Annotated in this window: 13 protein-coding genes; 9 read left to right on the plus strand and 4 right to left on the minus strand. The window is 71.9% G+C overall.

Translation table 11 applies throughout. The features are described from left to right. The first annotated feature begins 206 nt into the window (after window positions 1-206). The gene (locus tag ACZ4QV_RS25960; protein WP_361153654.1) at window positions 207-632 is read left to right on the plus strand and encodes a cold-shock protein; all 426 of its coding nucleotides are present in this window, start codon (window positions 207-209) and stop codon (window positions 630-632) included. Window positions 633-1,038: 406 nt separating this feature from the next. Here ACZ4QV_RS25960 and ACZ4QV_RS25965 read toward each other — a convergent pair whose 3' ends face one another. Continuing rightward, window positions 1,039-2,010, minus strand: a complete 972-nt coding sequence (locus tag ACZ4QV_RS25965) for an NADP-dependent oxidoreductase (protein ID WP_361153651.1) — start codon at window positions 2,008-2,010, stop codon at window positions 1,039-1,041. 109 nt (window positions 2,011-2,119) lie between these two features. After that, window positions 2,120-2,656, minus strand: a complete 537-nt coding sequence (gene yczE, locus ACZ4QV_RS25970) for a membrane protein YczE (protein ID WP_361587891.1) — start codon at window positions 2,654-2,656, stop codon at window positions 2,120-2,122. Between the two features lie 431 nt (window positions 2,657-3,087). Between yczE and yczR the strand changes: the two genes are divergently transcribed. The 6 genes from yczR (at window position 3,088) to ACZ4QV_RS26000 (ending at window position 8,489) form a co-directional block, all read left to right on the plus strand. Then, a complete protein-coding gene (gene yczR, locus ACZ4QV_RS25975) occupies window positions 3,088-4,575 on the plus strand; it encodes a MocR-like transcription factor YczR (RefSeq protein ID WP_361153646.1) in 1,488 nt (495 codons plus the stop codon). 644 nt (window positions 4,576-5,219) lie between these two features. Beyond that, complete coding sequence (locus ACZ4QV_RS25980; RefSeq protein ID WP_361615524.1) at window positions 5,220-5,711, plus strand: hypothetical protein; 492 nt, start codon at window positions 5,220-5,222, stop codon at window positions 5,709-5,711. Next, entirely contained in the window at window positions 5,708-6,118 is a 411-nt protein-coding gene (locus ACZ4QV_RS25985; protein WP_361587895.1) for a transcriptional regulator, read from the plus strand. Before ACZ4QV_RS25980 ends, ACZ4QV_RS25985 begins: the two co-directional genes overlap by 4 nt. Before the next feature lie 38 nt (window positions 6,119-6,156). Further along, window positions 6,157-7,014, plus strand: coding sequence for an ABC transporter ATP-binding protein (locus ACZ4QV_RS25990; protein ID WP_361153995.1), 858 nt, complete (start codon window positions 6,157-6,159; stop codon window positions 7,012-7,014). Continuing rightward, a complete protein-coding gene (locus ACZ4QV_RS25995; RefSeq protein WP_361587897.1) occupies window positions 7,011-7,886 on the plus strand; it encodes an ABC transporter permease in 876 nt (291 codons plus the stop codon). The genes ACZ4QV_RS25990 and ACZ4QV_RS25995 overlap by 4 nt, the downstream gene beginning before the upstream one ends. A gap of 153 nt (window positions 7,887-8,039) precedes the next feature. Further along, on the plus strand, window positions 8,040-8,489 hold the full coding sequence (locus ACZ4QV_RS26000) for a nitroreductase family deazaflavin-dependent oxidoreductase (protein WP_361153635.1): 450 nt from the start codon (window positions 8,040-8,042) through the stop codon (window positions 8,487-8,489). A 309-nt stretch (window positions 8,490-8,798) separates the two neighbouring features. On the opposite strand, the gene ACZ4QV_RS26005 is transcribed toward ACZ4QV_RS26000, so the two are convergent. Both ACZ4QV_RS26005 and ACZ4QV_RS26010 read right to left on the minus strand, forming a co-directional pair. Then, the gene (locus ACZ4QV_RS26005) at window positions 8,799-9,068 is read right to left on the minus strand and encodes a hypothetical protein (RefSeq protein ID WP_361153632.1); all 270 of its coding nucleotides are present in this window, start codon (window positions 9,066-9,068) and stop codon (window positions 8,799-8,801) included. 162 nt (window positions 9,069-9,230) lie between these two features. Further along, on the minus strand, window positions 9,231-10,025 hold the full coding sequence (locus ACZ4QV_RS26010; RefSeq protein ID WP_467763466.1) for an aminotransferase class IV: 795 nt from the start codon (window positions 10,023-10,025) through the stop codon (window positions 9,231-9,233). 276 nt (window positions 10,026-10,301) lie between these two features. Between ACZ4QV_RS26010 and hemC the strand changes: the two genes are divergently transcribed. Both hemC and ACZ4QV_RS26020 read left to right on the plus strand, forming a co-directional pair. Continuing rightward, the gene (hemC, locus tag ACZ4QV_RS26015) at window positions 10,302-11,237 is read left to right on the plus strand and encodes a hydroxymethylbilane synthase (RefSeq protein ID WP_361587902.1); all 936 of its coding nucleotides are present in this window, start codon (window positions 10,302-10,304) and stop codon (window positions 11,235-11,237) included. A 128-nt stretch (window positions 11,238-11,365) separates the two neighbouring features. Next, window positions 11,366-11,920, plus strand: coding sequence for a hypothetical protein (locus tag ACZ4QV_RS26020; RefSeq protein ID WP_361153625.1), 555 nt, complete (start codon window positions 11,366-11,368; stop codon window positions 11,918-11,920). The last annotated feature ends 34 nt before the right edge of the window (window positions 11,921-11,954 follow it).

An 11,954-nucleotide genomic window follows, 5' to 3' on the forward strand; every position in this document is an offset into this window, starting at 1 on the left:
TACGCCGGGGCCGCGCGGGGGCGGGCACCGGGCTGGACGTTCCGCCGCCGCTCGGCAATAGTATGGGCGGGACATCCACCGAATCGTCTCCTCCTCGGGCGATGACCTCTGCCGGCCCAGCCGGTGGGAACGGGGCGCCGCCGGGACGACGGTGACGGGGTGCGGAATTTGCGGGCAGTTGTGGAATTGGGGTCTGGGGCACAGTGATGGTTTCGGGCAAGGTCATTCGTTTCGACGAGGTACGCGGCTACGGATTCGTGGTGCCGGACGACGGCGGAGAAGACGTCTTCGTGCATGTGAACGACCTGGAATTCGACAAGGGGCTGATGGCCCCCGGTGTCAAGGTCGAATTCCTGGTGGACGAGGGCGACCGGGGCCCCAAGGCGTCCGAGGTGCGTTTCCTGGAAGGCGCCCCCGGCCGCTCCGGCAGCGCGCACCGCGCGCAGAGCGCCGCGAGCGACGGGAATTTCGAGGACGGTGTCCTGTGTGACACCCTCTCCGCCCAGGAGTTCCTCGACGAGGTGACCGAACTGCTGGTGACCGGCGTGCCGAGCATGACCGGCGAGCAGATCCTCCAGGCCCGCCAGCGTCTTCTCAAGCAGGCGCAGTCCCACGAATGGGTCGACGCGTAGGACGCTCCCGGCAAAGTGCCGGTCTGCCGGACCATCGGACTTCCGGGCCCTTGGTTCGACGGATCGCACTCGCCGCGCGCCGTCGGCTGCGTACCTCCGCCGTTTCGTCCGTACGGCAGACGGCGGAGAGCCGATGAGGTGAACGTCGACGGTATACGTGCAGTCGTATGCCGTGTCGACGGCGGTCGGCGATCTCCATGACGGACGGAGACCGGCGGTGCACCGCACCCTGCTCCCGCCTCCTGTCACCTCCGCCGCCACGAAGAAATGCCGATATCCCGTTGTTGGATCCGCCGGCTCCGGCCTTCGGCGCCCGGCAGTGATGTCCCACGAATTTTTCTTCCGGGCCACCGCCGATATTCCGCATTGCGGCAGCCGGAGAGTTCACTCCGCGGCGCCGCGGTCCTCACGACGCCACGCGCAGCACCAGCTTCCCGCGCGTGCGGCCCTCCTCGCCCCGGCGGTGCGCCTCGGCGGCCTCGGCCAGCGGCAGGACATCCTCGACCTCCACCGACACCGCCCCCTCGTCGATGAGCCCACCGATACGGGCCAGCGCCGCCCCGTCCGGCTCCACCAGGAAGCCGCTCGCCCGCACCCCCTGGGCACGGGCGGCCTCCACCAGCTCGGGCGAGGCCCCGGAGGGAACGGCGATCAGCGTGCCGCCGGACCGCAGCGTACGCAGCGAACGGGTGCTGGTCGCGTCGTGCTCGTCCCCCACGAGGTCGATGACGACATCCACGTCACGCACCACCTCCTCGAAGCGCTCCTGGGTGTAATCGACCAGTTCGTCCGCGCCGAGCGCGTGCAGCCAGTCGTGTTTGGCCGCCCGGGCCGTACCGATGACCTGCGCGCCCAGGTGCTTGGCGAACTGCACCGCGAAGTGCCCGACGCCACCCGCCGCCGCGTGGATCAGTACCCGCCGGCCCGCCTCGACGTGCGCCGCGTCCACCAGGCACTGCCAGGCCGTCAGCGCGGCCAGTGGCACGGCGGCCGCGTGGTCGTGGTCGAGCGCGGCCGGCTTGCGCGCGAAGTGCCGCGAGGGCGCGGTCACGTACTCGCCGTAGGCCCCGGCCTGCCGTGGGAACCACGGCATGCCGTACACCTCGTCGCCCACCTTGAGCGTGTGCACGCCGAAGCCGACCTCCTCCACGACCCCGCTGACGTCCCAGCCCACCGAGAACGGCGGGTCGCCGAGGACCGCGGCCATACCGCCGCCCTGGCGGGTCTTCCAGTCGACCGGGTTCACTCCGGCGGACCGCACCCGTACGAGGACCTCGGTGGGCAGCGGCGCCGGCCGGGGCGCCTGGGTCGGGTACAGCACCTCGGGACCGCCGACGGTGTCCTGAGTGATGATGCGCATGGTCGGTTCGCTGCTCATGCCGGGTCTCCTGGGGGCGGGGGCGGGCCGTTCCGCACGGCCGGATCGATTGATCATCGCCGTACGGAAAGTACCGGAGCAGCCGCGAACGGGCGCGCGCACACCTCCGTCATCCGCACGTCCGGTCTCGGGCCGGGCTCCGGTAGGCGCACCGGGGGACGAAGAACTGCGTGACCGGGCCGACCGCGAGGGCGTACAGCACGGTGCCGGCCCCCACGCCGCCGCCCAGCAGCCAGCCCACGGCCAGTACGGCGACCTCGATCAGCGTACGGACGGAACGGAGGGAGCGCCCGGTCGCGGCCGACATGCCGGTCATCAGGCCGTCCCGGGGGCCGGGACCGTACCGCGCGCCCACGTAGAGGGCGACGGACAGACCGTTCAGCAGGATGCCGCCGGCGAGCAGCCCGATACGTGCGGGAAACCCCGGATGCTGGGGGAGGACGTGCAGCCCGAGGTCGGACGCGCAGGCCAGGACGACGATGTTGGCCCCGGTGCCGAACGTCGGCCGCTGCCTCAACGGGACCCACAGCAGCAGTACGAGCACGCCCACGACGGCACTGATCGTGCCGAAGCTCAGCGACGTGTGGCGGGCCAGCCCCTCGTACAGGACGCTCCACGGATTGACGCCCAGCGAGGCCCTGATCATGACCGACAGGCTGAATCCGTACAGGGCCAGGCCGGCGAAGAGCTGAGGCAGGCGCCTCAGTGGACGTTCGCCGAACGGCACGTACGTGAGGGAGTGCGGGGGCCTGCTCGCCCTCGCCCTGAGCCCGGAGGGCGAGCGCTCCCGTCGCCCCTGCCCGGGCCGATGCCGCCCGGCCCGTTCTCCGTCCACCGAGCCCATCGAGCTCACCGAGCCCCCTTCACCCACCGAATCCGTCCGTTCGAGCCGCATGCCCGGCCGCCTCCACCTTTTCGTCCTGCTCGCCGTGTGCCGGCCCGAGTGTTCTCCAGGCCACCGGAGCGACTCTGTACAGTGATCGGCTGGCAGAACATGGCCATTGCCGGGGAAGTGGTCTGGCTGAGCGGAGCGACAGGACGGCCCCAGGAGGTGCCGGGGAGGCGAGGGCGAGGGGCATGGCAGGTTCCGGGCCGTCCCAACCCCTGAACGGCACAGGGCACGCGGGCCGCACTCTGGGCAGCGGGCACCTGGCCGCGCTGCTCCCCGACCCCGCGCGGGCCCGGCCCGCCTACCGCCACTTGGCGCAGGCGATCAGTGAGCTGATCCTGGACGGGCGCATCGCGCTGCACGTCAGACTCCCCGCCGAACGCGAACTCGCCCCGGCCCTCGGCGTCAGCCGGGCCACCGTCACGGCCGTCTACGACCTGCTGCGCGAGAGCGGGTTCGCGCACAGCCGACAGGGCTCGGGCACCTGGACGGCCCTGCCCGCAGGCCGTACGCCCCACGGCGTGACACGGCTCCTCGGGCCCCGGGACACCGCGATCGACCTGGCCAGGGCCGCGCCCGCCCTGCCGCACCGGACCCTCGCCGACGCCCTCGCCAGGGTGTCACCCCAGCTCGCCGAGCACGTCGGCACGCCCGGCTACCACCCGTACGGCCTGCCGGAACTGCGCGCCGCCATCGCCGCACGCTTCACCCGACGGGGCCTGGCCACCGTGCCCGACCAAATCCTGGTGACCTCCGGCGCGCAGCACGCGCTCACGCTCGTCCTCGGCCTGCTGTGCCGCCCCGGCGACCGGGTCCTGGTCGAGAACCCGTCCTACCCGAACGCCCTGGAAGCCCTGCGGCGCGCCCGGCTGCGTACCGTGCCGCTCCCCGTGACCGAGGCCGGCTGGGACACCGAGACCGTCACCTCGTCCCTGCGCCGGTCCGTGCACCGCCTGGCCTACCTGATCCCCGACTTCCACAACCCGACCGGCTGCCTCATGCCCGCGGGGCAGCGCACCGCCATCCTGCACGCCGCCCAGCACTCCGCGACCTGGCTGGTCGTCGACGAGACCCTGAGCGACCTCGCCCTCGACGGCCCCGCCCCGCAGCCCTTCGCCTCCTTCGCCGCCCCGGGAGGGAGCGGCCAGGTCATCACCACCGGTTCGATGAGCAAGACCCACTGGGCGGGCCTGCGCATCGGCTGGCTGCGCGCACCCGCCCAGCTCGTCACCGAACTCGCCGGGCAGCGGATCGCCACCGACATGGGCGGCTCGGTCCTGGACCAACTCGTGGCCCTGGACCTGCTGGACCGGTCCGCCGAGCTGCTGCCGACCCGCTTGGAGCAGTTGCGTACCCAACGCGCCGCCCTCACCGCCGCCCTGGCCGAACACCTCCCGCACTGGACCTGGCAACAGCCGCCCGGCGGCCTGTCCCTGTGGGCCGACCTGGGCGAACCCATAGCCGCGGAGCTGGCCGAACGAGCACTGGACTACGGGGTACGGATCGAGGGCGGCGCCTACTTCGCCACCGACCCGGGCGTCTTCACGCAGCGCCTCCGCATCCCTTACACCGCCCCTCCCGACACCCTCCGTGAGGCAGTGCACCGCATGGCCACGGCGCTCGCGGACGGCCTCCCGTCCTCGGCGGCCACCAGCCGACCGCACTGGATCGCCTGAGCCGCATCGGCGAAGCCGACCGTCCACGGCGTCGACCGGACCGTCGTCTGACGGCAGCGGCTCCGACGGGCCCGGGGGCCGTCCCGCGCGGTGAGAGCAGGTCGTCCTCCCGGAACTCCACCTGCGCGAACCGCCGACGACCGGCCTCGACCATGCCCGCGGACAGGTCGTTGCCGACTGTGTGTACACCGTGCCCGGCGAGCCAGGCCGCCACGTGCCCGGGCCGCAGCCCAGTCCGGCAACCGTTCCGCCCGGTTCCGTCCGCTCCAGGAGAACGGCGAGAAGCGCGCGGTCGAGGGGGTTTCCGGCGAGTTCGTCGCGCATCCGGGCCGCGTACTCCTCGGCCACGATGTCGTAGCTGCGGCGTGCCGATGCGTGATGTGGGTGATCTCCTATACGCGTCAGCCTGGCATGGGCGGCGGTTCGGCCGGGCTCGGATTCGCGGGCGGTCGGCGGGCGCGTGCTCGAAGGGCAGTCCGCGTGAACTACCTCGTCGCCTGCGGTCCTTGCCGTGACGGGCCCTTCCGCACGGCTCATCCGTCGACATCGCCGTTTCGACTTGCCCGCTGGGAAAGTCTGCGCTAACTTTCCTAGTGGGAAAGTCGGCGGCCGGAGATTCGGCACGTCAAGGTTTCAGGGGGGCGATGTGCGTGGGCACACCGATGGACGCCGAGCAGGCATGGGCTGACCTGCAGAGAATCCGCGTCCCGCAGGAGCGGGTCTACGACGAATTGGAACGCTGCACCGTGACAGGGCGTCGGGGGTACCTGCCGATCGCGGCGGTGATGTGGGTCTACCTGGCCGTCAGCGGGCTCGACCTCCCAAGCTGGTCGCTCTGGGTGATCCTGGTGGCGTATGTGGGCGCCCTGGCCGCCTTGGGGGTGCGGTCGAGCCGCAAGTCGCGGGTGCGGCTGCACCGCTCGCGCTACACCTGGCGCGTGTACGCCGTGTTCGTCGTGGCCGCCGCCCTGGGCGGGACGAGCATCGGGCTCACCTCCTGGCTGGTCGAGTGGGCGGACATGCCGTACGGCAGCCTGGTGCAGGCCACGATATGCGCCGGCCTCTTCCTGCTCGTCACCGCGCCCGCCAACCGATGGGCCTTCGCCCCGATGCGCCACTATGGGAGCCGTCGATGAGTACCCCCACCGGATTCGACGAACTGATCCACCCGTCCACCCGGCTCTCGGTGGTCGCGCTGCTCGCCGCCACCGAATGGGCGGACTTCCCGTTCATCCGGGACAGCCTCTCGCTCAGCGACTCGGCGCTCTCCAAACAGCTCCACACGCTGGAGGAGGCCCAGTACCTGGAGATCCAGAAGGAGGGCGGCGGACGCAAGCGCCGGACGAAGGTCCGGCTCACCGACCGGGGCCGGACCGCATTCGAGGGACATGTGGCAGCACTGCGGGCCATCGTCGAAGGAGCCGCCAAGGGCCCGTCTCCCGGGGATGCGACCCCTCCGCCCGAAGACGCCACGCCCCGTACCCGCTCCGCCGGTACGGGCCCGGCGAACAACCAGTCCATGCGAACGGAGGCCCGCCGGTGACCGCGCCCGAACCCGTGGTGCAGGTCCGCGACCTGCGCATGACCTACGGCCCCAGGGAAGTGCTGCAAGGCGTCGACCTGGACATCCACCGCGGCGAAATCTTCGCCCTGCTCGGGCCGAACGGCGCCGGGAAGACCACCACCGTCGAGATACTCGAAGGCTTCCGCCGGCGCTCGTCGGGCGACGTGCACGTGCTCGGCACGGACCCGGTGCGCGGCGACGACGCCTGGCGCGGACGGCTCGGCCTCGTCCTGCAGTCCTGGCGTGACCACGGCAGATGGCGGGTGGGCGAGCTGGTCGGACACTTCGCCGAGTACTACCCCGACCCGCGCGACCCGAAGGACCTGCTCGACGTCGTCGGCCTCACCGCGCAGACGGACCAACTGGTGAGCAGGCTCTCCGGCGGCCAACGCCGCCGCCTCGACGTCGCCCTCGGCATCGTCGGCCGCCCCGAGCTGCTCTTCCTCGACGAGCCCACCACCGGCTTCGACCCGGAGGCGCGCTACGACTTCCACGTCCTGGTCGAGAAGCTCGCCGTCGACGAAGGCGTCACGGTCCTGCTCACCACCCACGACCTCATCGAGGCCGAACGCCTCGCCGACCGCATCGCCGTGCTGGTCGACGGGCGCATCCGCGTCTGCGGCACCCCGGCCGAACTGGCCCGGCAGGCCGCGGCGCGCGCCGAGGTGCGCTGGACGGCCCGGGACGGCACCCCGCGCAGGGAACGCACCGAAGACCCTTCCCGGTTGGTGTGGGAACTGCACCGCGACATCGGCGGACCGATAGCCGACCTGGAGGTGCGCCGCCCGACACTGGAGGACACCTACCTGCACATGGTGAACACCGAGAACCGACACCCGGGGGACTCCGGGGACCGAGAGGACAGTGCCGCATGAGGGGGACGGGACCGCAGCGCATTCTGCGGGCGGGGGTCCGGCGCGGAGGCATCGAGCTGCGCCAACTCCTGCGCAGCAAGAAGGAGCTGAGCGGCCATCTGGCGAACGTCGTGGTGGCCGTCGTGCTCGCCATGACCATCAGCGACACCGTACCCGGCACGGAGCTGTCGATGGGCCACCTGATGATGGTCGGGTTCTGCGCCTATCTGCTCTTCCAGCTCGGCGTGCTGACCGTCCCGCAGATGCTCGTCACGGAACGTGAAGAGGGCGCGCTGCTGCGGCTGCGGGCCACACCGGGCGGCATACCGGCGTACCTGGTGGCCAAGGCGCTGCTGATCCTGGGCACGGCCGTCGGCAGTCTCGTCGTGCTGCTCGCGGCGGGCGCGGCGCTGGCCGACGGCCCGCTGCCGGCCGGCCCCGCACAGTGGCTCACCCTGCTCTGGGTCACCGGCCTCGGACTGCTCGCGGTCGTGCCGCTCGGCGCCGCCATCGGCGCCGTCCTGCCCAACCCGCGTGAGGCGCTGGCCCTGATCGTGCTGCCCTCCATGGCGCTGCTCATGATCTCCGGGACGATGTTCCCGCTGTCCCGGATGCCGCAGCTCGTGCAGCAGATAGCCTCGGTGTTCCCGCTCAAGTGGATGGCCCAGGGGCTGCGGTCGGCGTTGCTGCCGGAGAGCGCGGTCGCCGCCGAGGTGTCGGGCTCCTGGCAGCTTCCCACGGTCGCCCTGGTCCTCACCGCGTGGGCCGTCGTCGGCTTCCTCCTCGCCGTACCGCTGTTGCGCAGGACCACCCGACGCGAATCCGGTTCCCGCCTGGCGGGCCGCCAGCACAAGGCAGCCATGAGCGGAGCGGGGGCGTCGGTGGCGCGGTAGCTCTCCGGGCCCGCCACCGGCCACGACACCCCGCGGGAAGATTGCGTACGCCCCCTGTGTTGAGGAAAGGTCAGGTCGGTTCCGCCCGTGGGCGGAACCGTACGACACCACGCCCGCTCGGGCGGACGACGATGCGACGATGGGACGGATGCCATGCCACTTGAGGGCGAGTACGAGCCGAGCCCGGAGAAGTGGGTACGTGACCAGGTCGAGCTGTACGAGAGCAGCGGCGGTACCAAGGGGACGACGATGCGGGGCCTGCCGGTCATCGTCCTGACGACCCGTGGCGCCAAGTCGGGCAAGCTCCGCAAGTCCCCGCTGATGCGGGTGGAGCACGAGGGCAGCTACGCCGTCGTCGCCTCGCTGGGCGGTGCTCCCAAGCATCCGGTCTGGTACCACAACATCGTGGCGGACCCCCGGGTGGAGTTGCAGGACGGGCCCGTCCGCATGGACCTGGTGGCCCGTGAGGTGACGGGCGAGGAGAAGGCGTTGTGGTGGGGACGCGCGGTCGAGGCGTTCCCCGACTACGCCGACTACCAGCAGAAGACCGACCGTGAGATTCCCGTCCTGGTCCTGGAGACCCCGGAGCGGAGCCACAGCTGACGGTGCACGGGAACGGCTGACCGGCGCCGATGCCCGGGCAGCGGAGCGGCCCCCGCCGAAAGCTTCCGGCAGGGGCCGCTCCGTCTGCGTTCCGTCATCCGCTACGGAGTGCTGGAGCCGTGCGGCAGGCTTGGCGTGTGGCAGCGGCCGCCGTCGGGATGCCCGGTGAAGGGCGTCCGGACACGTGCGTGAAGGGGAGGTGACAGCCGGTGCCACGGGGCCGTCGGCGTGCGACCGGACGGTGCCTGCGCGCCCCCGCGCCGTGGAAGGACGCGGGGCGCGTCCGTCGGCGGCCGACGTGTGTCCGGGTCAGCGCCAGACGGCCTTGAAGTAGCGGCCGTAGTCGAACTCGCCGCTCGCCTTGCTGTGGGCGTAGGCGGCGCCGGTGGCGGTGACACCCGTGGGGCCGCCGACGTTGTAGTGGCGGTACCCGCCGAGGGTGTTCTCCGACGAGTAGCCGCCGGAGCCGTACGCGCCTGCCGCGGCGGCGCCACCGCCCGAGTCGGCGGCGGCGGGCCCGGCGGCCAGGAAACCGGCCGCCGTGACACCGGCGAGGGTGATCGCGACGTTACGAAGCATGTGACTCTCCTGAGACTGAGGTGGGTGGACCTGACGAGATGACCTTGACCCAGCCTTCGCCGGTCCGCACGCCGGGACGGGCGAACGGGGTGACGACGCCCCTGCGGCCCGCTCTCCACGGCCCCGCCTCACCACCCGTCAGAGCCTCACCAACCGTCAGTTTCAGATGACGTCCCACGGCGCGGCCGCATACAAGCCCGTGACGGTACCGACCAGCCCGGCGTCCACGGGGAAAGGGACGTGGTCGACGAGCGCGACAGCGGCGACGCCACGCGAGTTGCTGACGAAGGCGCCGTCGAAGGACGCCAGGTCGTCGAGGTGCACGGCTTGCTCGCGCCAGGGCACGCCGGCCCGTTCCAGCTCCTGACGGAGTACCAGCATCGCGGTGCCTGCCAGAGCGGGCGCGTCCGGCCAGACGACCGTGTCGCCCGCGACGAAACCGACGTTGGTGATGGTGCCCTCGGCGACCGTGCCGTCCGACGCCACCAGCAGGCCCTCGTCGAACCCGGCCGCCGTGACCCGCCGCAGGTGGAGGCCCTGCCCGAACTCACCCAGGTGCTTGATGCGGGCGGCCGGCCGCTGGTACGGAACGCTGCGGAGCCGTTGCGCGGCTGCGGGCTCGGGCGCGGGCGGCTGTACGGTCACCAGCGTGACCGGCCCGTCACCCGGCTGCGGGCGGTAGACGTACACCCGGACGGAAGCGTCGCGCAAGACTTCCCGGCCCGGTGCGTGCCGGACCCGTTCGCGGACCGGGTCACCGTCCAGCCGCTCACCGAAGAGTTCACGGGTGGCCGCGTCCAACCGGGCGAGGTGGAACCCCAGCCCGCGCACCCGGCCGTCCCTGACCTGCATGGCGGTGAAGTGCCCGTACCCGCTCATCAGCGCGAACAGCAGCGGCGTCCCGGCCTCGGCCCCGTGACCGTCGATGTCTATGTAGGGATCGGGAAAAGCGTCCACGATCGTCGCCCTAGGCGGCGCCGCGGTGGCCTGATCAGCACAGAGCGGGCGCCGGACGAGGACTGCGCCGGGCGAGGAGTGCGCCGGACGAGGACAGCGCCGGACGAGGACGACGACGAGGACACGATGCCCGGCATCTCTCGCCGTCCCCTACCCGCCGTACCCACCCGGCCCGCTCCGTTCCGCCTCCTGCCCCCGATTCCCCCTTCCGTCCCCGCCCCGTGTCCAAGTGTCCGCCGAGCCGGACCCGGGCCCCGACGCCCTAGGGTGTACGCCATGTCCGCCCCTGAACTGATCCGCATCGTCTCGCGTTCCTCGCCCATGGCGCTCGCCCAAGTGGAGCGCGTCCGCGGTGAACTGGCCGCTCGGCACCCCGGAATCCGTACGGAGGTCGTGCCCGTCACGACGTCCGGCGACCGCTGGATGGGCGACCTGTCCGCACTCGGCGGCAAGGGCGCCTTCACCAAGGAAGTGGACGCCGCGCTGCTGGCCGGGGAGGCGGACCTCGCCGTGCACTGCGTCAAGGACATCCCGGCCGACCGCCCCCTGCCCGCCGGTACGACCTTCGCGGCCTTCCTCAAGCGCGACGACATCCGCGACGCCCTCGTCCACCCCGGCGGGAGCACCCTCGACCGGCTGCCCGACGGCACGCGCGTCGGCACGTCCTCCGTACGCCGTGTCGCGCAGCTCGCCGCCTCGTATCCGCACCTGGAGTGCGTGCCGATGCGCGGCAACGCCAACCGTCGTCTGGAGAAACTGCACGCGGGGGACGCCGACGCCCTTCTGCTGGCCGTCTCCGGCCTGGAGCGCATCGGCCGCCGCGACGTCATCACCGAGATCCTGTCGGCCGAGACGATGTGCCCGCCCATCGGCGCCGGCATCCTCGCCCTCCAGTGCCGCGAGGACGACACCGGCACCATTGACGCGGTCAGCGCGCTCGGCGACCGCGACGCCTTCCGGGAGGCGACCGCCGAACGCATGTTCCTGCACGTGCTGCAGGGCCACTGCAACTCGCCGATCGCCGGGTACGCGAAGACCGAACGTCGCGGCGAACTGTCGCTGCGCGCCTGCGTGTTCACCCCCGACGGCAAGACCGTGCTCAATGCCCACGAGTGGGCCGGGCCGCTCGACCCGGCCACTCTGGGCACGTCCGTCGCCGTCGCGCTGCTGCGCCAGGGAGCACGCGACCTCATCGACTCCATCGCGCACTGACGGGCCGTCGGCGTACCGGAGGAGGTCCGTCCGTAACTCCAATGGGTCTGCTTTTGGCGGATCGGGTCATGTATGGGACCGGCCGTCCCTACGGTGCCGTTGTACGCACACGGCACGGGAGGACCGCCATGACCCACTCCATCGACCTGGAAGAGCTGGCCTTCGTCGCGACCGTCATGGAACGGGCGCACCGGCTGCTCGACGCCGAGGAGAAAAAGCTTCCGCCCCGCACGGCGGACGGACTCGAAGGGCCCGGCAGCCCGCACCAGACGCTCCTGGGCGCCGGCGAGCTGACCCGCGGGGTGGACGACGCGGTGCGGCGGATCGCCCTGGCGGTCGGTTACGCGTGCGCCGGCCTGCACAGCCACGCGCTGCGGGCGGCGCACCACGCGCACGTCGCCCCGCGCAGTGTGCCGGGCGGCACCGACCGGATGGCCAGGCCCCTCAGCTCGGGCACCATCGAGGCGCTGAAGCTGGTACGGCAGGTGTCCGACTTCTTCGGTGAGGGGCTGCGGGAGCACATCGACCGTTCGCTCGCGGCCCCCGAGGCGACCTGGCCGCCCGCCGACTGGAAGCAGTACGACGAGGAACGCATGAAATCCGCTGCCTCCGTGGCCTCCGGCCGACCCGTCGCCTCCCGCCTCGGCCACCACGGGTCCGTGCCGGCCACCCCCGACCAGTGACAGCTCTCCCGGCCCATGATTGACGGCTTCGCCC

Source organism: Streptomyces sp. NPDC026394, from assembly GCF_055567735.1.

Excerpts from the sequence above, each read along its gene's own strand:
- ACZ4QV_RS25985 (WP_361587895.1), top strand. The coding sequence starts at position 5,708 with ATGAGTACCCCCACCGGATTCGACGAACTGATCCACCCGTCCACCCGG.
- yczR (WP_361153646.1), top strand. The coding sequence starts at position 3,088 with ATGGCAGGTTCCGGGCCGTCCCAACCCCTGAACGGCACAGGGCACGCG.
- ACZ4QV_RS26020 (WP_361153625.1), top strand. The coding sequence starts at position 11,366 with ATGACCCACTCCATCGACCTGGAAGAGCTGGCCTTCGTCGCGACCGTC.
- ACZ4QV_RS26005 (WP_361153632.1), bottom strand. The coding sequence starts at position 9,068 with ATGCTTCGTAACGTCGCGATCACCCTCGCCGGTGTCACGGCGGCCGGT.
- ACZ4QV_RS25960 (WP_361153654.1), top strand. The coding sequence starts at position 207 with ATGGTTTCGGGCAAGGTCATTCGTTTCGACGAGGTACGCGGCTACGGA.
- yczE (WP_361587891.1), bottom strand. The coding sequence starts at position 2,656 with ATGATCAGGGCCTCGCTGGGCGTCAATCCGTGGAGCGTCCTGTACGAG.
- ACZ4QV_RS26000 (WP_361153635.1), top strand. The coding sequence starts at position 8,040 with ATGCCACTTGAGGGCGAGTACGAGCCGAGCCCGGAGAAGTGGGTACGT.
- hemC (WP_361587902.1), top strand. The coding sequence starts at position 10,302 with ATGTCCGCCCCTGAACTGATCCGCATCGTCTCGCGTTCCTCGCCCATG.
- ACZ4QV_RS25995 (WP_361587897.1), top strand. The coding sequence starts at position 7,011 with ATGAGGGGGACGGGACCGCAGCGCATTCTGCGGGCGGGGGTCCGGCGC.
- ACZ4QV_RS25990 (WP_361153995.1), top strand. The coding sequence starts at position 6,157 with ATGACCTACGGCCCCAGGGAAGTGCTGCAAGGCGTCGACCTGGACATC.
- ACZ4QV_RS25980 (WP_361615524.1), top strand. The coding sequence starts at position 5,220 with ATGTGCGTGGGCACACCGATGGACGCCGAGCAGGCATGGGCTGACCTG.
- ACZ4QV_RS25965 (WP_361153651.1), bottom strand. The coding sequence starts at position 2,010 with ATGAGCAGCGAACCGACCATGCGCATCATCACTCAGGACACCGTCGGC.